Source organism: Mycobacterium sp., from assembly GCF_032161845.1.
In the GTDB taxonomy this organism is placed as follows: Bacteria; Actinomycetota; Actinomycetes; order Mycobacteriales; family Mycobacteriaceae; genus Mycobacterium.
Genome location: NZ_JAVRQA010000059.1, coordinates 1 through 17,896 on the forward strand (window position 1 = coordinate 1; position 17,896 = coordinate 17,896).

Sequence of the window (17,896 nt, forward strand, 5' to 3'; positions counted from 1 at the left end):
AAGCGGCGCCACCACTGCACCCCGACCGTCCACGCGTCCCAGACGAATGGCGCTCCGGAGTGGATGCCGACCAGCAGCACGGGTGAGGGCGGGAGGTTCTCCCAGCCGTCCATCTCCATGCGGAACCAGTAGTCGACCAAAACGTTCCACAGGAACTTCTGGCGCTGCATTGTGGTCTCATCTTGGCCGGACAGGTCCCAGTCCGCCGCGCGCTCCGCGATCCACCCGGCGAGTCCGTCACCAGCTTCGCGTCGTTTGGCGTCCATGGCGTCACGAGCCGCTTCGGCGTGCTCGTATGCCTGCGCGCGAATCTCGCGCGATCGATCGTTGGTGGTCGTCATGAGCGGTTGGTTACCCAGACTGTGCCCCGGGTCACACGTCTAGGCCGGTTTTGGCCGGATCGGCGTGTGCTGTCCCGCGGCGAGCCACCACTGCCCGCCCCGCCTGACGAGCACGAACGTGGTCATCTCCGAGAACGTCCTCGGATCGGTGTCGGCGACCGTGGTGCCCGCCGCGTCGAATGCGATCCGGCGCACCTGCGCGATCGCGACGTCGGGTGCCGGAGCGCTGACCCGGACCGTCTCGTAGCGGGAGGCCGCGCCACCCTTGGCCGCGGGAAGCATCCTTTGGTGCACGGCGTGCAGGGTGTCGTAGCCGACGACCGTGTCGCCGTAGGGAGTTCCCCACAGCACGTCCGCGGCGAAGTCCGCGTTGAACACGTCGGCGTCGCGGGCGTCGGCACCTGCCTGCAGCCCGGCGACGAAGCTCGCGACGGCCCGCCGCGCTTCGCTCAGCAGGCCGTCATCGTCGGAGAGTTCGGGGCGTTCGTCGCTCATGCTGCCCACGGTAGGAGCTCAACCTGCCTTCAGGTCAACCGCGGGCGCTCGCTAGGCCGCGTTGTCGGCGCCGACCTCCGAGCCGTAGCGGCCCGGGTTGAACAGCGATGCCACCGCACCGAGCAACATCATCACCGCGGCCGCGATGAACACCACGGTCAGCCCGGAGTGGAACGGCTCGGTGATCAACTGCGGGAAGAACGTCTTGCCCGTCAGCACGTCGGCGTTGACACCGGGTTGGGTCAGAGCACCCGACGGCGCGAGCAACTCGCCCATCGGGTTGTAGCCGAGGAAGGCCGCGAACAGGCTGCCGACCGGTGGCAGGTTCGCCACGTCGTGTGCGACCGATGACGAAACACCTTGCGCCTGTAGGCCACTGCTCATCGCCGACGGCAAGGTGTTGGCCAGTCCGATGATCATCAGCGAGAAGAAGACGCCGATCGACAGCGACGAGCCCGCGTTGAAGAACGTCGCACGCACGCCGGAGGCCGCACCTCGTTGGGCGGCAGGAACGCTGGACATGATCGCCGCCGTGTTGGGGGCGGTGAAGATGCCGCCGCCGAGGCCGTTGAGGAACACCAGGACGGCGAATATCCAGTAGTTGAAGTTGACGGGGATCATCACCAGCGCAATGAAGGTGGCCGCCATCAGCAGCATGCCGCCGACGGTGAACGGGCGCGCGCCGAAGCGGTCGGACAGCGAGCCGGCGATGGGACCGGCGACCAGGAACCCGACGGTGATGGGCAGCAGATAGATGCCCGCCCACAGCGGGGTGGACTCGAAGCTGTAGCCGTGCAACGGAAGCCAGATGCCCTGCAGCCAGATGATGAGCATGAACTGCAGACCGCCGCGCCCCATGGAGGACATCAGCCCCGCGAGGTTGCCCATGCCGAACGAGGCGGACTTGAACAGCCGGACGTCGACCATCGGCGAATCGACGTGCAGTTCGATGAAGCAAAACGCCACCAGGGACAGCAGTCCGAAGGCGATGGCGCCGAGCACCAGCGGGTTGGTCCAGCCGGTCGTGGCGTCACCGTAGGGCTGGATGCCGTAGGTGATGCCAGCCAGCAGCACGGTCAGGCCGACGCCGAAGGTCAGTGTGCCCGCCCAATCCAGCTTGCCCGGCGTGCGCGCGCCGAGCTCGCGCAGGGACCGGATGCTCCAGATGGTGCCGAGGATGCCGATCGGCACGCCGACCCAAAAGATGGCCTTCCAGTGCCATTCGGACAGGAAGCCACCGATCAACAGCCCGAGGAACGAGCCCGCGACGGCGGCCACCATGTTGACGCCGAGCGCCATGCCACGCTGGTTGGCGGGGAACGCGTCGGTGAGGATGGCCGACGACGACGCCATCAGCATGGCGCCGCCGACGCCTTGGAGCACGCGCCAGCCGATCAACCACAGGGCGCCGCCACCGAGGTGGAACGGGTCGAACGACAGGGCGACAGCAGCGACGGTGAAGACCACGAAGCCCCAGTTGTAGATGCGGACGCGGCCCAGCATGTCGCCGAGGCGACCGAACGGGACCACCAGCACCGCGGTGACCACCAGATAGCCCATCAGCATCCACAGCAGGTAGCTGACGTTGCCAGGCGCGAGCGGGTTGAGCCCGATGCCGCGGAAGATCGCTGGCAGCGAGATCAGGACGATCGACGCGTTGATCGTGGCCAGCAAGGTGCCGAGCGTGGTGTTCGACAGCACCACCCACTTGTAGTGCGGGTGGTCGTGGTCCATCGTGCGACGCCGCTTGGCGGTATCGGCCAGCGCGGTGTCGGACCCGCCGCCGGAGGGCTCCGTCGTCTCAATCTCAGTCGTCATCAGCTTCGCTTCATATCGAAAATCAGTGCATAGCGGGCGGCACCGCCCAAAAAGCATATGTTAGCTATACAAAACATCTCGAGGCAATTCCTATTCCCCTCGATTGCCTCACACCCGCCACTCGGCCCTGGGGTAGGTTGAGACCCGTCCGCGCGGGAGCACACACCAAGTGCGCTGAGAGGACGGCTGCTTGGCCGATTTTATCGGCCCCATGGTGCCGTCGACCGTATGAACCTGACCGGGTAATGCCGGCGTAGGGAGTACTGAGATGAATCCTGTTGTCGACCCTGTTTCCGTCACCACCGGTGTCATCACCGGCAGCACGAAGAACCATCGAGAACTCCCCGACGGCGGGCGGGTGCCGTCGCGAAGGGTCCACCTGACCAATGGCGAGCACCTTGACCTCTACGACACCTCCGGGCCGTACACCGACCCGTCGGCGGTCATCGATCTGGCCGCCGGACTGCCGCCACGACCCGGCGTGACGAGGGACCGCGGCACCCAGTTGCAGCGTGCTCGCACCGGTGAGATCAGCGCCGAGATGGCCTTCATCGCCGAACGGGAGGGCGTCTCCGCCGAGCTGGTCCGCGACGAAGTCGCTCGCGGCCGTGCCGTCATCCCGGCCAACCACAACCACCCCGAGAGCGAGCCGATGATCATCGGCAAGGCCTTCGGGGTGAAGGTCAACGCCAACATCGGCAACTCGGCGGTGACGTCGTCGATCGCCGAAGAGGTGGAGAAGATGGTGTGGGCCACCCGCTGGGGCGCCGACACCATCATGGATCTCTCGACCGGCCGCGACATCCACGCCACCCGCGAGTGGATCCTGCGCAACTCGCCGGTTCCCGTCGGCACCGTGCCGCTCTACCAGGCACTGGAGAAGGTCGACGGCGATCCCACCGCGCTGACGTGGGAGGTGTACCGCGACACCGTGATCGAGCAGTGCGAGCAGGGCGTCGACTACATGACCGTGCATGCAGGCGTGCTGCTGCGCTACATCCCGCTGACGGTGCACCGGGTCACCGGCATCGTCAGCCGCGGTGGATCGATCATGGCGGCCTGGTGCTTGGCCCACCACACCGAGTCGTTCCTCTACACCCACTTCGACGAGCTCTGCGAGATCCTTGCCCGCTACGACGTCACGTTCTCCCTCGGCGACGGCCTTCGCCCCGGGTCGATCGCCGACGCCAACGACGCCGCGCAGTTCGCCGAGCTGAGCACCCTCGGCGAGCTCACCAGGATCGCCAAGGGCCACGGCGTTCAGGTGATGATCGAGGGTCCTGGTCACGTGCCGCTGCACAAGATCGTCGAGAACGTGCGCCTCGAGGAAGAGCTGTGCGAGGAAGCGCCGTTCTACACGCTTGGCCCCCTTGCGACCGACATCGCGCCCGCCTATGACCACATCACCTCGGCGATCGGCGCCGCCATCATCGCGCAGGCGGGCACCGCGATGCTCTGTTACGTCACCCCCAAGGAGCACCTGGGGCTGCCGAACCGCGACGACGTCAAGGTCGGCGTCATCGCCTACAAGATCGCCGCGCATGCCGCCGATCTGGCCAAGGGACACCCGCGCGCCCAGTTGCGGGACAACGCTCTGTCCACGGCGCGCTTCGAGTTCCGGTGGGAGGACCAGTTCGCCCTTTCGCTCGATCCGGACACCGCCCGCGAGTACCACGACCAGACCATGCCTGCCGCGCCGGCCAAGACCGCGCACTTCTGTTCGATGTGCGGGCCCAAGTTCTGCTCGATGCGCATCAGCCATGACGTCAGGGAGGCGATGCAACGGAAATCCGAGGAGTTCGCCCAGCAGGGCAACCGCGTCTATCTACCCTTGTCGACGTGAACTATCTACCGCTCACCCCGGCGGGGCAGACCCCGCTGCGCGTGCTGACCATCGCGGGAACGGACTCGGGCGGCGGCGCGGGCATCCAGGCCGACCTTCGGACCTTCGCCATGCTCGGCGTGCATGGCTGCGTCTCGGTGGCCGCGGTTACCGTGCAGAACACCGTGGGCGTCAAGGGCTTTCACGAAATCCCCCTCGACGTCATCACCGGGCAGATCCGGGCCGTCGTCGAGGACATCGGCATTCAGGCCGCCAAGACGGGGATGTTGGCGTCGTCGGACATCATCGAGGCGGTCGCCCAGACGTGGCGCGGCCTCGGGATTGAGGCGCCGCTGGTCGTCGACCCGGTGTGCGCGTCCATGCACGGCGATCCCCTCTTGCACCCGTCGGCGCTCGATGCCCTTCGCACCCAACTGTTTCCGCTTGCCACGCTGGTCACACCGAACCTCGACGAGGTGCGGCTCATCACCGACATCGATGTCATCGACTCGAAATCGCAGCGCGACGCGGCGCGGGCGCTGCACGCGCTGGGGCCCCGGTGGGCGTTGGTCAAGGGCGGCCACCTTCGTTCGTCGTCGCACAGCCGCGACGTGCTGTTCGACGGCAACGAGTTCCACGAGTTCGACGCCGAGCGCATCGACACCGGCCACGATCACGGCGCAGGCGACACGCTGGCGGCCGCGACGGCTTCCGCGTTGGCGCACGGCTATTCAGTGCCCGAGGCAGTCGCCTTCGCCAAGAAATGGGTGACCGAATGCCTGCGCGCCGCCTACCCGCTAGGCCACGGCCACGGCCCCGTCTCGGCCCTATTCAGGCTGACCACCGACGAGCGCTTGCGCGAGGAGCATTGACCGATGGACTTTGACGCCATCGCAGGTGTCTCACACGCCCCCGTGGGGGAGCCGACCGGCATCGTCCTGCTGACCCACGGCGCCGGCGGCAGCCGCGACTCCCCCATGCTGGTCAAGCTGTGCGACCAGTGGGCAGGACGCGGCTGGCTGGCCGTGCGCTTCAACCTCCCCTACCGTCGGCGCAGGCCGAAGGGGCCGCCATCGGGATCTGCTGCCGCCGATCAGGCGGGCATCGTCGAGGCCGTCGCCATGGCACGGTCCATGACCGACGGGCCGGTGCTCGCGGGCGGCCACTCCTACGGGGGCCGGATGACGTCGATGGCGGTTGCCGATGGGCTGGCGGTCGACGTCCTCACCCTGTTCTCGTATCCGCTGCATCCGCCGGGAAAGCCCGAACGCGCCCGCACCGAGCACCTGCCGCGCATCACCGTGCCGACCGTGTTCACCCACGGCACCTCCGACCCGTTCGGAACGATCGACGAGTTGCGAGCAGCGGCCGCGCTGATCTCGGCGCCCTCCGAGGTCGTCGAGGTGACCGGCGCCCGCCACGATCTCGGTTCCAAGACCCTCGACGTCCCCGCATTGGCCGTCGATGCAGCACTGCGGTCGCGACAGCCCTGATCCTGCTATCTTCCGGGGATGACCTGGCCGCCGGGAGACCCGAATCAGCCGCCTGCGTACCAGCCGCCCGGCGCGCAGTACCCCCCGCCGCCGCCCCCGATGCCGTATCAGCAGGGCCCGTATGCGCCGCAGGGCCAGTACGGCCAGCCGCCCCCCGGATACCACTACCCGGCGCAGGCTCCACCGCCTACGAAGAAGTCGCGCAAGGGCCTGTTCATCGGACTCGGCGTCCTCGCGGTCGTGCTGCTTGGCGGCCTGGTCGCCGCGGTCGTGTTCTTCATGGTCGCGACCAAGGACAAGGTCATCGCCACCGATCTGGCCGTCGGCGACTGCCTCACCGACATCCCGGACGCCGCGCTGGTGCAACTGGTGCCGAAGACGGACTGCAATCAACCGCACGCCGGTGAGGCCTACGCGGTGCTGACGATGCCCGACGGCGGCTATCCCGGTCAGTCGACGATCGACGAGTGGCAGAACAAGTGCCCGGCAGAGTTGGAGTCGTACTCGCCGGACGCCATGACGGACGACTCGATCGGCGTTTTCGTGCTCTACCCCACGGCGGAGACGTGGGGTCAGGGCGACCGCGCGATCGTGTGCATCGCGACGACGGAGGACAAGCGGAGCGGATCGCTCAAGGGCTAGCGGCAGCCGTGCCGGACGCTACCTAGTACCTGAGGTACCGTTTCGGAATGACTACGGAGCAATTCGACGCGGTCATCGTGGGAGCCGGGTTCGCGGGGATCGGCGCAGCGATCCAACTCAAGCGGAATGGCCTTCACGACTTCGTCATCCTTGACCGCGAGGACGACCTTGGCGGCACGTGGTACGTCAATCACTACCCCGGCCTGGCCGTCGACGTGCCGACCACCACGTACTCCTACTTCTTCGAGCCCAACCCGAACTGGTCGCGCCTGTTCACCCCTGGCCCGGAGATCAAGCAGTACGCCGACGACGTCGCCGACAAGTACGACGTCCGCAAGCACATGCGCTTCAACACGACGGTCGAGGGCGCACGCTGGGACGAGGACGCGAGCGTCTGGCGGATCGCCCTGGCCGGTGGTGAAACGCTCACCGCGCGTTACCTGATCACCGCGACGGGGTTCCTGTCCCAGCCCGCGATACCCGACATCCCCGGCATCGCGGACTTCGAGGGCAAGGTCATCCACACCACGAAGTGGGAGGACGACTTCGACGCCTCCGGACGCCGCATCGCCGTGATCGGAACCGGCGCGACGGCCGTGCAGCTGATCCCCGAGCTTGCCAAGGGGGCCGCCGACCTCACCGTCTACCAGCGCACCCCGATCTGGGTGGTCCCGAAGATCGACCCGCGCTTCGGCGAACGGGCCAAACGGATGTTCGCACGGATCCCGTTGACGCAGCGCGTACTTCGCTGGTTCACGGATTCGATCTACGAGGTGATGGTCTCGGTCGGCGTGCGGCACTACAAGACCTTCCGCGGGCGGTTCAACGTCTCGGCTGCCGGTCTGTCGAGGCTGCACCGATTCGTGGTCATCCGCGACGCCGACCTGCGTCGCCGCCTGACTCCGGACTACGACTTCGGCTGCAAGCGCCCGACGTTCTCCAACGGCTACTACCGCGCGTTCACCAAGCCACACGTCCACCTGCAGGACGCGGGCATCGACCACGTCGAAGCCGACGGCCTGGTCGGCAAGGACGGCACCAAGAACGTCATCGACACCCTCGTGCTGGCCACGGGTTTCGATCTGTGGCAGGCCAACTTCCCCGCCATCGAAGTGATCGGTCGCGACGGCCGGGATCTCGGAAAGTGGTGGCGGGACACCAGGTTCCAGGCATACCAAGGTGTTTCGATGCCGTACTTCCCGAACTACCTGAGCCTGGCGAGTCCGTATGCGTTCCTCGGGCTGAACTTCTTCAACACGATGGAGTATCAGATGCGGCTGATGGACCGGCTGCTGTCGGAGGTGAAACGGCGCGGTGCCACGACCTTCGAGGTCACCGAGGAGGCCAATACGGCGTTTCTCGACAAGATGACGGAGCTTCTCGGCGACTCGTTGTTCACGACCGGCAACTGTGCAAGTGCCCACTCGTACTACTTCAATCCGGCGGGTGAGCCCACGCTGCTGCGGCCGTCGTCGACGGAGGCGGCCATCAAGGAAGCGTCCGAGTTCCCACTGAGTGATTACCAGATCGCGTGACTATCAAATCGCGTGACCATCAGATTGCCTGATCAGAGAGGATCGGTACGTGCCGCAGGAGAGTAGTTCGAAACTGCCAACGCTCGTCGGATTGGCCTTGGCAGGAACGGGTGTGGCGCACTTCGTCCGCCCCGCGTTGTTCGTGGGCATCACGAAGTCGGCGTTCCCGAAGGACACCGACCGGTACCTCAAGATCAACGGCGGCCTCGAGACGGCGCTGGGGCTGGGGTTGGCCGCGCCGAAGACGCGGAAGCTGGCCATCGCGGGCCTGCTCGGCTACGGCGGCTATCTGGCCGCCAACGTGGCCCGCAACCGGTAACGCTCGCCTTCGTTCCCAGGCAACTGACGGCAAACACCAAGCGCCGACTTTCCGACAGTCACGCCAGCTTCCCCGGTTGAGGGCCGCTCGGCAGTTACTCTGCTGAGCGTGCCTGCTGTGACCAGAGTGACGGATGGGACGATGCTGTCCCGACGCAACGTGCTCATGGGCGTGGTCGCATCGGCTGCCGGCATCGCCCTGGTCCGCTGTGGCGCGGATGCGTCGAGCCACGCTGCGCAGGTTCCCACCCCCCCGACGCCGGTCGGACCGCCGCCCCCACCCCCGTGGCCCGAGCTGTTGCCACCACCGCAGGCGCAGGCGCGGATGCTCATTCCTGGCGGCGGCGTGCTCAGCTCGCTGCCTGGCCCCGGCGACCTGATGTCGCTCACCCTCGACGACGGGGTCGACACCGGCGTCGTCCGGGCGTACTGCCAGCTGGCGAAGGACACCGGCATCCGCCTCACGATGTTCGTCACCGGGGTGTTCTCGTCGTGGACCGACAACCGCGACCTGCTGATGCCACTGGTGGAGTCGGGTCAGATCCAGCTGGGGAATCACACCTGGATCCACCCGGATCTGACCAAACTGACCGGCGCCAGGATCGCCGACGAGCTGCGGCACACCCATCAGTTCATCACCGACACCTTCGGCGTGGACGCCACGCCGTACTACCGACCGCCGTACGGCGCCTACAACGACCTGGTCCAATCGGTGGCCGCCGACCTCGGCTACACCGAGACCGCCCTGTGGAACGGCAACCAGGGTGACGACCAGATCCTGGCCCCGAGGGACATCGTGGCCAACGCCGACAAGTACTACGTTCCGCAGTCGATCGTGATCGGTCACCTGAATCACCCGCCGGTGCTGAGCGTCTACCGCGAGCTGGTCGACATCATCCACGACCGCAACCTCCGCACCGTCACGTTCAACGACGTCTTCCTCAAGCCCGAGGCGAGCCGCCTGACGTCGGCCTATCCCGACTAGCCGCTACGCTCGACCGCGTGGCTGGCCCTGAACCACCCGCGCTCCGGCGCAGCCTCGGCACGCCGGACGCCGTCGTCATCGGACTCGGGTCGATGCTCGGCGCCGGCATCTTCGTGGCCCTTGCCCCCGCCGCAGCGGCCGCCGGATCGGCGCTTCTGCTCGGCCTCGCCGTCGCGGCGGTCGTCGCCTATTGCAATGCGACGTCGTCGGCCCGCCTCGCCGCGCTCTACCCGCGGTCCGGCGGCACCTACGTGTACGGCCGCGAGCGACTGGGCCCGTTCTGGGGCTACACCGCCGGGTGGAGCTTCGTCGTCGGCAAGACCGCGTCGTGTGCCGCGATGGCACTCGCGGTCGGCAGCTACGCATGGCCGACGCACGCCCACGCGGTGGCCGTCGCCGCGGTGGTTGCGCTGACGGCGGTCAACACCGTCGGCGTCCAGAAGTCGGCATGGCTCACGCGGCTCATCGTCGCGGTCGTCCTGGGAGTGCTCGCCGCGGTGGTCGTCGCGATCATCGGGTCCGGTGACGCCGACGTCTCGCGTCTGGCGTGGCACGACGCGAGCCTGCTCGGTGTCCTTCAGGCGGCGGGGTTGTCGTTCTTCGCGTTCGCCGGTTACGCGCGCATCGCGACGCTGGCCGAGGAGGTGCGCGATCCGTCGACGACGATCCCGCGTGCGATCCGCATTGCGCTTGGGCTGGTGCTGGTGATCTATGCGGTCGTCGCCGTGGCCGTCCTCGCGCAATTAGGCAGTGCGGCAATGGCTTCCGCTACGGCGCCGCTCGCCGACGCGGTGGCGGCAGCAGGCCGCCCCTGGCTGACGCCCGTCGTTCGGGTCGGCGCGACGGTCGCGGCCCTCGGCTCACTGCTCGCCCTGATCCTCGGGGTGTCGCGGACGGTGCTTGCGATGGCCCGCGACCGCCACCTGCCCGGTCTGCTGGCCGCGGTGCAGCCACGGTTCGACACCCCGTACCGCGCGGAGCTCGCCGTCGGCGCGATCGTTGCGGTGCTCGCGGCAGTGCTCGACCTCCGCGGCGCGATCGGCTTCTCGTCGTTCGCGGTGCTCGTGTACTACGCGATCGCCAACGCCTCGGCTCTGACGTTGGGCGCCAGGCTGATTCCGACCGTGGGCCTCATCGGCTGTGTCGTCCTTGCCTTCACGCTTCCGGTGACGTCGGTGGCGGTCGGGGTAGCCGTCGTGCTGTTCGGTGCTGCCGTCTACGCCGTGCGCCGCCGATTCGCGCGATGACCGGCGATGGTGTGTAGTCGAGAACCGTGATTCCACTCAGCTGGAAACCCGTCCCCTCCGACGCACACGTCGTCGCGCCCGATGAGCGGCTGAGCTGGCCGCGCACCATCGGCATCGGCGCGCAGCACGTGGTGGCGATGTTCGGCGCGACGTTCCTGGTGCCGGTGCTGACGGGCTTCCCGCCCGCCACCACGCTGCTGTTCTCGGGCATCGGCACCGTGCTCTTCCTGATCATCACGGGCAACCGACTACCGAGCTATCTCGGCTCGAGCTTTTCGGTCATCGCGCCGGTCACCGCGGCGGTGGCCTCGAACGGGACGGGCAGCGCCCTCGGCGGTCTCATCGCGGTGGGTCTGCTGCTGATCGCCATCGGCGCCATCGTGCACTTCGTCGGCACCGGCTGGCTCGACGCCACGCTGCCACCGGTGGTGACGGGCGCCATCGTCGCGCTGATCGGGTTCAACCTCGCCCCCGCGGCCAAGTCGAACTTCGAGAAGGGTCCGCTCGTCGGGCTCGTCACCCTGGTGCTGCTGGTCGCGATCCTGGCGTTCTTCCGGGGCATCATCGGCAGGCTGGCGATCTTCCTGGCCGTCGTCATCGGATACCTGCTGGCGCTCGCCCTCGGCGACGTCGATACGTCCGCGATCGCGTCCGCGCCGTGGATCGGCCTTCCCGAATTCCAGGCACCGTCCTTCAGCCTCTCGGTGCTGCCGCTGTTCCTGCCCGCGGTCATCGCGCTGGTCGCCGAGAACATCGGCCACGTGAAGTCGGTGGGCCAGATGACGGGAACCGACACCGACCCCGTGATGGGTCGCGCGATCGCGGCGGACGGGTTGGCGACGACGCTCGCCGGCTTCGGCGGCGGGTCGGCCACCACAACGTATGCCGAGAACATCGGCGTGATGGCGGCGACCCGCGTGTATTCCACTGCGGCGTACTGGATCGCCGCGGCCGTGGCCATCGTCCTGGCGATGTGCCCCAAGGTCGGCGCGGCCATCTCCGCGATTCCGCCTGGCGTGCTTGGCGGTGCGACCGTGGTGCTCTATGGGCTGGTCGGCATTCTCGGTGTCCGCATCTGGCTGACCAATCACGTCGACTTCAGTCTGCCCGTCAACCAGATGACCGCCGCCATCCCCTTGATCATCGGGATTGCCGACTTCACTTGGCAAGCAGGTTCTTTGGTCTTCACCGGCATCTCGCTGGGGTCGATCGCGGCATTGGTCATCTACCACGGCATGCGATTGCTGGGCCTCCGGACCGCAAAGGCCGAAGGCGATGGAGCCGACGGACTTGCCGAATCGCCGATCGTCGCCGCTGACCCGCGCGATAATGGCGCCGAGTCGGGCTAGCAAAAGGATGTATGCGATGAAGAAATTGGCAGCAGGACTGCTGGCGACTGCCGCGCTGGCGGCGCTACCGTTCGCCATGGCGCCAACGGCTCAGGCCGACATCTGCGGCGGCGTCGGCGGACGGCACGTGGCAGTGGGCGGTTGCACCAACGTGGCCGGAGACGTGGCAAGGGGCGTCGCGATCGCCTCGGCTGACACCCCATACGTCTGGGGCGAGGTCCCCTGTTACACGGTCGAAGGGGTGCCGTACTACACGCCGCCCGGCGACCCCTGCTAGGGGCTAGTTCGTCACCCGTGTTGCCCGTTCGTACCAGGGCCGAAATCGTGTTGCTGCGGACGGGTCGGTGTGACGGTCACCGTTTGAGTCGACGTCTGGGTGTCGGTCTCGATCGACGTCGCGACGGACGTCTCCGTTGACGGCGCGACTGGAGCCTGCGTTTCGGTCTCCGTCACCGTGCCCGGCGCGACGGTTTCGACTGGCGCTTGACCACCGCCCGACGCGTGTTGGCGATGGGTCGTGGTCGTCGATGTGGTCGTCGGTGTCGTGGTCGTCGTGGTCGTGGTGGGCGAGGTAGTGCCGGTCGAGCTACAGGCCGCCGAGAGGGCTCCGAGCGCGATCGCACCGACTGTTCCCGCCACTGCGGCCCATCGCCGAGAAGTGTTCTTCACGAACGATATTCATACGCACTACAGCTGTGAGAACGCTGGAGTTGCTGTCAACCCCGACTGGGAACTCCGTTGGGGCCTTCGGTCGACTGCGCGTAGGTGCCGACGGCGAAGGCCACGGCCGGACCGGTGATCGACAGAGTGGCGCGGTCGACGTTGGCGATCGTGTCGCCCGGCCCCAAGTAGTTGGGGTCGAACGGCGTCCCGGCCGCACCGCCCCACAGTCGGGCCTGCGTCGCCGTCTTGCGTCCCGACGATCCCGTGGTGATACCGCCGATCGGTACCCCGGCGCGCAGGAACGCGCTGTAGTCGCTCGCCAAACCGAGTGGCATGTCGGCCGGTCGCACTCCGGCCAGATTCAGATACCCGGCCAGCGTCCGCTCGATGCCCGCCGACCCGACGGGCACCTTCGCGGCGGGCACGTCCGGATTGGGTTGACCGGATTGGTCGCCGTCGTAGGTGAAGTAGCCCGCGTTCGTCGAACCCAGCAGGTCGAAGTCGAGATAGAGCGCGATGTCGTCCAGCCCGCCACGGCCCAGGCTGGCCACGTACCTGGTCGAACCCTGGAGCCCTGCCTGCTGCGCTCCCCAGAATACGAACCGCACCGCGTTGGTGACGGTCGGCGAACTACCAAGCTGCACAGCGGTTTCCAGCACCGCAGCGACGCCGGTGCCGTCGTCGTTGAGACCGGGGCTGCTCGTCGCCGCGTCGAGGTGCGCACCCGCGACGACCACGTTGTGCGGATCACCGGTCTTGGTCTGCGCCACCACGCTCCGCGACTTCACGACCACACTCTTGGCGTCCAGGGTCAGCCGGACCGGCGCCGACGTGCGGCGCAGTTGTGCATCGGCGTCCTCGTCGATCACGGCGACCGGCGAGGTGAGCTGCTGGTAGTACCCGGGGGTGAACAGACCCGCCGGACTGCCGGTGGCCCCGGAATCGCTGACCACCAGCACTCCGACCGCCCCCTTGCCGACGGCCGCGTTCTGCTTGTCGACCACGGAGCAGTCCTTGTCGTCGACGATCGCGATCGCGCCACGGACGTCGACCGACCCGTAATCGCCTGCGCTGCAACCGGATGGGCGCTGAGGCCGCAGCGTCACCGCGCTGAGCCCTCCCGGCGCGGTGGTCACCAACAACGACGCCTGGTCGACGGCGAAGCTGCGGCCCGATGCGACGAGCGTCGGCTTTCCCGGCGCGGACATGGCGAGCCGTTCGACCTCCGGCGTCTGCACGTCGAAACCCTTGTCGCGCAACACGCCCGCGACGTAGTCGACGCTGGCGTCGTAGCCGGGTGTGCCGTCGGCCCTGCTGTTCCCGTTGGCCGTCGCGATGTCGGACAGCTTCTCCAGGTGCGCGTACATGCCGTCGGCGGTCACCTTGCCCGACAGCTCGCGCGCGGACTGTGCGGCGGGTGCGGGCGGCGGCTCCTGCGTCGACGAACACGCGGCCACCACCAACAGGCCCGCCAGCGCGAGGGGGCAGGCCCTCACGATGCCGTCACCACGTGGCGGGTGCGGTCGGCACGGACGGGCACGCCGTTGCGGCCGCCTTCGTCCTGGGCGTACACGCCGATGGCGTAGGCGACACCCTTGCCCTGAACGTCGAGCGCCGCGTGGTCGAGATGGTCGAAGGTGTCGGAGCTCTTGTGATAGTTGGGATCGAACGGCTCGTTGGCCGCTCCGCCCCAGATCTTCGCCTCGTCGTCACTCTTCTTCTCCTCGGCGCCGGCGAACAGCCCGCCCGCCGGGATCCCCGCCTGGGTGAAGGCGTCGTAGTCGGAGCGCCCGTCGAAGTCGGTGTCGCGAGGTTCCTTGCCCGCACCGCCGAGATAGGCGGCCAGCAGCCGTTCGATGCCTGCCGAACCCTCGGGGACCCTCGGCACGCTGTCCGAAGGGGGCGCGGACTGGTCTCCGTCGTAGGTGAAGTAGCCGGGGTTGGGCGAGGCCAACATGTCGAAGTTGAGGTACAGCGCGATGTTCTTGAGCCCCTCGACGTCCAGGGTCTGGATGTACTTGGTGGACCCCACCAGACCCTCCTCCTCGGCTCCCCAGAAGGCGAACCTGACGGCGTTCCGAACGTCGGGCGAACTGCCAAGTTGCACAGCGGTTTCCAACACTGCCGCTACGCCCGAGCCGTTGTCGTTGATACCCGGCCCCTCGGGGACGCTGTCGAGGTGTGCGCCCGCCATCACGACGTTCTCGGGTGAACCCGTCTTGGTCTGGGCGACGACGTTGTGGGTGCGGTCGACGCGGACGCCGGCGTTCAGTGCGATGGTCGTGGCGGCGGGATTCCCCCTCAGCCGGGTGCCATCCGCCTTGGAGATGCTGACCACCGGGATCTTGACCTCGGTGCGCTCCCCCAGCGTTCCGCCGCCGAGGTCGTCGCCGTCGACGTTGTTCGCCACGATCAGCGCGACCGCCCCGCGTTCGGCCGCCACCGTCTGCTTGTCGCCGAACGGGCACGCACCGCGATCGACCAGGACGACCGCTCCCTTGACGTCCATGCCGTCGTAGTCGGACACCGCGCACCCAGGCTTGGGGCCGGTGCGGGCAGGCACCAGGCGCCCGTCGACCCCGCCGTCTCCGGTACCGACGGTGTATTTGAGCGGCGCGGCCTTGACCCGTTGACCACCGACCGTCACGACCGGCTCGTCGGCGAATGGGATCCGGACGTCGAAGTCGTTGGTCTGCACGTCGAAGCCCTTGTCCCGCAACGTCTGAGCGACGTAGTCGGCACTGGCGCCGTAACCGGTCGAACCGAGGGCCCGGTTGCCACCGTTGGCGTCGGCGATCTCCTGCAGCTTCTTGAGGTGTGCCAGCATCGCGTCGGTCGTGACGCGGCCCTTCAGCGCCACCGCGAAGTCATCTGCCGGAGTCGCCGCGGCACTGGGCGACGCCGAGGGGGTCGGCTTCGCGGACTCCTTGCCGCATCCTGCGACGCCCGCCGCACACACGATCGCCGTCAAAGCCGCCAGTACCGTCCGTGATCTACACCGCATCGGCACAACGTTAGTCACGCGTCGCGCCGCGAATTCGACGCGCCGCCGATTGGTTGACATATCACGCAACATCGGGCACGCTGAAATCAAGTGATAGATCACGCAAAAGGGAGAATCATGGGATCACTGGACGGCAAGAACGCGCTCGTCACCGGCGGCACCGCGGGCATCGGTCTCGCATCCGCACGCGCGCTGGCCAAGGCAGGCGCGCACGTCTTCCTCACCGGTCGCAACCAGTCGACGATCGATGAGGCCGTGGCATCGATCGGGTCGGCGGCGACCGGAATCCGCAGTGACGTGAGCGACCTGACTCAATTGGACGCCATCGTCGACGCAGTGCAGTCCCACGGCGGCGGCCTCGACGCGGTGTTCACCAACGCGGGCGGCGGCGAATTCGCGACCCTCGAGGACGTCACGGAGCAGCACTACCTCGACACGTTCAACCGCAACGTCGCTGGAACGCTCTTTACCGTGCAGAAGATGCTGCCTCTGCTCAACTCTGGCGCGTCGATCATCCTGTCGGGATCGACGTCGGCGTCCAAGGGCATTCCCTCATTTGGCGTGTACGCCGCGTCGAAGGCCGCCGTCCGCTCGTTCGGCCGAACCTGGGCGGCGGAGTTGGCGGGCCGGGGTATCAGGGTGAACACACTGGTACCAGGGCCGGTGGAGACGCCCGGTCTCGTCGGTCTCGCGCCAAGCGGTGGCGAAAGGGAGTTGTTGGAGAGCCTCACCGCCGACGTGACGCTCGGTCGGATCGGCCAGCCCGACGAAATCGCCGCCGCGGTGGTGTTCCTCGCCTCGTCGGCTAGCAGCTTCATGACGGGAAGCGAGATGTTCGTCGACGGCGGCGAAGTCCAGACGTAGTCATTCAGTCCGGTGATTCAGTCCGGTCGCGGCAGGGTGCCTTCGCGCAGAATCGTCTGGTAGACCTCGTCAAGCAGATCGCCGAGAGCCACGATCCGGCCTTCGTCGAGGTCGGAGAAGAACGTCTTGCGTACCCACGCGACGTGCTTGGGCGCAGCCGCCCGAAGGGCCTTCCAACCCGCATCGGTCAGCACGGCATCGGTCGCCCGGCCATCGGTGTCCGACTGCACCCTGTCGACGAAGCCGCGCCGGGCCATGCGTAGCAGGTGATGGGACAACCGACTGCGCTCCCAGCCGATGGTGGTGGCCAATTGCGATAGCCGGAGCCGACGTCCTGGCACCGCGGACAGCGCATTCATCACCGTGTAGTCGGCCAGCGAAAGTCCGGACTCGGCCTGCAGCTGCCGGTTCATCTCGAATTCCATCCGGTGATACACCCGCATGTAGTGCAGCCAGGTCCGCCCTTGCGACGGGGTCAACCACACCTTGTCGGCCATGCGTACATCATCGGCAGTGGATGACACTTCACGCAAATGTCACCGTGAATATCAAGAGGTCACGCGTCACGCCGGGAGAGCAGCACGACCGCCGCGACGAGCACGACGCCGACGACCACCACGAAGTACAGCAGCGATCCGAACGGCCCCCACGGCATGTCGCTGCCCGGGTACAGCCAGTCGACGCCGGTGAACAGGAAGACGTTGGCGAACGGGAGGTAGGGCCCGACCGTTTCACCGACGTCGGGCAGGTTCGCCACGATCGGCTCGACGACGAGCGGCCACAGCAGCAGTGCCGTGACGGCACCTGCGGTGTGTCTCAGCAGCGCGCCGACCCCGACGCCGAGCACCGCCGCCAGCGCCGCGTACGTCGCCATCGCGAAGACCAGGCGCCACACCCCGCCGTCGGCCAGTGACAGCTCCGTGCCGAGCAGGGGGTCGGAAGACAACCGCGCCACCACCACCGCGGCGATCGTCAGCAGCACCGTGTACAGCGCCGAAAAGACAGCGGCGACAACGGCCTTGGCCGTGAGCACCATGGCGCGGTTCGGGTTGGCGATGAACGTCGCACGGATCATCCCGCTGCGGTACTCACCGGTCACCGACATGGCGGCGAGGACCATCAACACCGGCACCCCGAACAGCGCAACTCCGATGACGGCGCTCTCCGGCGACAGGCTTGCCGCGCCGTAGGCCGTGCCGCCCTGCATCGAGGCGATGCCAAGACTGCACACGGCCGCGGCGATGCACGACCAGAGCGGTGACCGGATCGTCGACAGTTTGATCCGTTCGGCGTTCAGGGCGGCGAGCGCGCTCATCGGTC

The 17,896-nt window shown here is 67.5% G+C and carries 17 protein-coding genes and 1 pseudogene; 11 read left to right on the forward strand and 7 right to left on the reverse strand.

Going from position 1 to position 17,896, the window contains the following annotated elements; genetic code table 11:
- From QOD90_RS03480 to QOD90_RS03490, 3 genes and pseudogenes are all read right to left on the reverse strand, one after another.
- Window positions 1-341 (reverse strand): annotated as a pseudogene (locus QOD90_RS03480) (lysophospholipid acyltransferase family protein); the annotation flags it as partial.
- A 39-nt stretch (window positions 342-380) separates the two neighbouring features.
- Complete coding sequence (locus QOD90_RS03485; protein WP_526346704.1) at window positions 381-836, reverse strand: SgcJ/EcaC family oxidoreductase; 456 nt, start codon at window positions 834-836, stop codon at window positions 381-383.
- Window positions 837-887: 51 nt separating this feature from the next.
- Window positions 888-2,654, reverse strand: coding sequence for an MFS transporter (locus QOD90_RS03490; RefSeq protein WP_526346706.1), 1,767 nt, complete (start codon window positions 2,652-2,654; stop codon window positions 888-890).
- Between the two features lie 268 nt (window positions 2,655-2,922).
- On the opposite strand from QOD90_RS03490, the gene thiC reads away from it, so the two are divergent.
- The 10 genes from thiC (at window position 2,923) to QOD90_RS03540 (ending at window position 12,322) form a co-directional block, all read left to right on the forward strand.
- The gene (gene thiC / locus QOD90_RS03495) at window positions 2,923-4,497 is read left to right on the forward strand and encodes a phosphomethylpyrimidine synthase ThiC (protein WP_526346708.1); all 1,575 of its coding nucleotides are present in this window, start codon (window positions 2,923-2,925) and stop codon (window positions 4,495-4,497) included.
- On the forward strand, window positions 4,494-5,348 hold the full coding sequence (gene thiD, locus QOD90_RS03500; RefSeq protein ID WP_526346710.1) for a bifunctional hydroxymethylpyrimidine kinase/phosphomethylpyrimidine kinase: 855 nt from the start codon (window positions 4,494-4,496) through the stop codon (window positions 5,346-5,348). Before thiC ends, thiD begins: the two co-directional genes overlap by 4 nt.
- 3 nt (window positions 5,349-5,351) lie before the next feature.
- Window positions 5,352-5,969, forward strand: a complete 618-nt coding sequence (locus QOD90_RS03505; RefSeq protein ID WP_526346712.1) for an alpha/beta hydrolase family protein — start codon at window positions 5,352-5,354, stop codon at window positions 5,967-5,969.
- An 18-nt stretch (window positions 5,970-5,987) separates the two neighbouring features.
- Entirely contained in the window at window positions 5,988-6,611 is a 624-nt protein-coding gene (locus tag QOD90_RS03510) for a septum formation family protein (RefSeq protein ID WP_526346714.1), read from the forward strand.
- 47 nt (window positions 6,612-6,658) lie between these two features.
- On the forward strand, window positions 6,659-8,146 hold the full coding sequence (locus tag QOD90_RS03515) for a flavin-containing monooxygenase (RefSeq protein ID WP_526346716.1): 1,488 nt from the start codon (window positions 6,659-6,661) through the stop codon (window positions 8,144-8,146).
- A 49-nt stretch (window positions 8,147-8,195) separates the two neighbouring features.
- On the forward strand, window positions 8,196-8,465 hold the full coding sequence (locus QOD90_RS03520; RefSeq protein ID WP_526346718.1) for a DoxX-related protein: 270 nt from the start codon (window positions 8,196-8,198) through the stop codon (window positions 8,463-8,465).
- A 144-nt stretch (window positions 8,466-8,609) separates the two neighbouring features.
- Complete coding sequence (locus tag QOD90_RS03525) at window positions 8,610-9,449, forward strand: polysaccharide deacetylase family protein (protein WP_526346758.1); 840 nt, start codon at window positions 8,610-8,612, stop codon at window positions 9,447-9,449.
- 17 nt (window positions 9,450-9,466) lie between these two features.
- Complete coding sequence (locus tag QOD90_RS03530) at window positions 9,467-10,696, forward strand: amino acid permease (RefSeq protein WP_526346720.1); 1,230 nt, start codon at window positions 9,467-9,469, stop codon at window positions 10,694-10,696.
- A gap of 26 nt (window positions 10,697-10,722) precedes the next feature.
- Window positions 10,723-12,045, forward strand: a complete 1,323-nt coding sequence (locus QOD90_RS03535) for a uracil-xanthine permease family protein (protein WP_526346722.1) — start codon at window positions 10,723-10,725, stop codon at window positions 12,043-12,045.
- A 16-nt stretch (window positions 12,046-12,061) separates the two neighbouring features.
- Window positions 12,062-12,322 carry a hypothetical protein gene (locus QOD90_RS03540; protein WP_526346724.1) on the forward strand — a complete coding sequence of 87 codons (261 nt, stop codon included), beginning with the start codon at window positions 12,062-12,064 and terminating at the stop codon, window positions 12,320-12,322.
- A gap of 439 nt (window positions 12,323-12,761) precedes the next feature.
- Here QOD90_RS03540 and QOD90_RS03545 read toward each other — a convergent pair whose 3' ends face one another.
- Window positions 12,762-14,204, reverse strand: a complete 1,443-nt coding sequence (locus tag QOD90_RS03545) for a M28 family peptidase (RefSeq protein ID WP_526346726.1) — start codon at window positions 14,202-14,204, stop codon at window positions 12,762-12,764.
- Entirely contained in the window at window positions 14,201-15,712 is a 1,512-nt protein-coding gene (locus QOD90_RS03550; protein WP_526346728.1) for a M28 family metallopeptidase, read from the reverse strand. The genes QOD90_RS03545 and QOD90_RS03550 overlap by 4 nt, the downstream gene beginning before the upstream one ends.
- Before the next feature lie 117 nt (window positions 15,713-15,829).
- Here QOD90_RS03550 and QOD90_RS03555 point away from each other — a divergent pair, with 117 nt between their 5' ends.
- Entirely contained in the window at window positions 15,830-16,576 is a 747-nt protein-coding gene (locus QOD90_RS03555; protein ID WP_526346730.1) for an SDR family NAD(P)-dependent oxidoreductase, read from the forward strand.
- 17 nt (window positions 16,577-16,593) lie between these two features.
- On the opposite strand, the gene QOD90_RS03560 is transcribed toward QOD90_RS03555, so the two are convergent.
- Together QOD90_RS03560 and QOD90_RS03565 are read right to left on the reverse strand one after the other, a co-directional pair.
- The gene (locus QOD90_RS03560; RefSeq protein WP_526346732.1) at window positions 16,594-17,073 is read right to left on the reverse strand and encodes a MarR family winged helix-turn-helix transcriptional regulator; all 480 of its coding nucleotides are present in this window, start codon (window positions 17,071-17,073) and stop codon (window positions 16,594-16,596) included.
- Window positions 17,074-17,132: 59 nt separating this feature from the next.
- Complete coding sequence (locus QOD90_RS03565) at window positions 17,133-17,891, reverse strand: DUF2705 family protein (RefSeq protein WP_526346734.1); 759 nt, start codon at window positions 17,889-17,891, stop codon at window positions 17,133-17,135.
- Window positions 17,892-17,896: the final 5 nt, after the last annotated feature.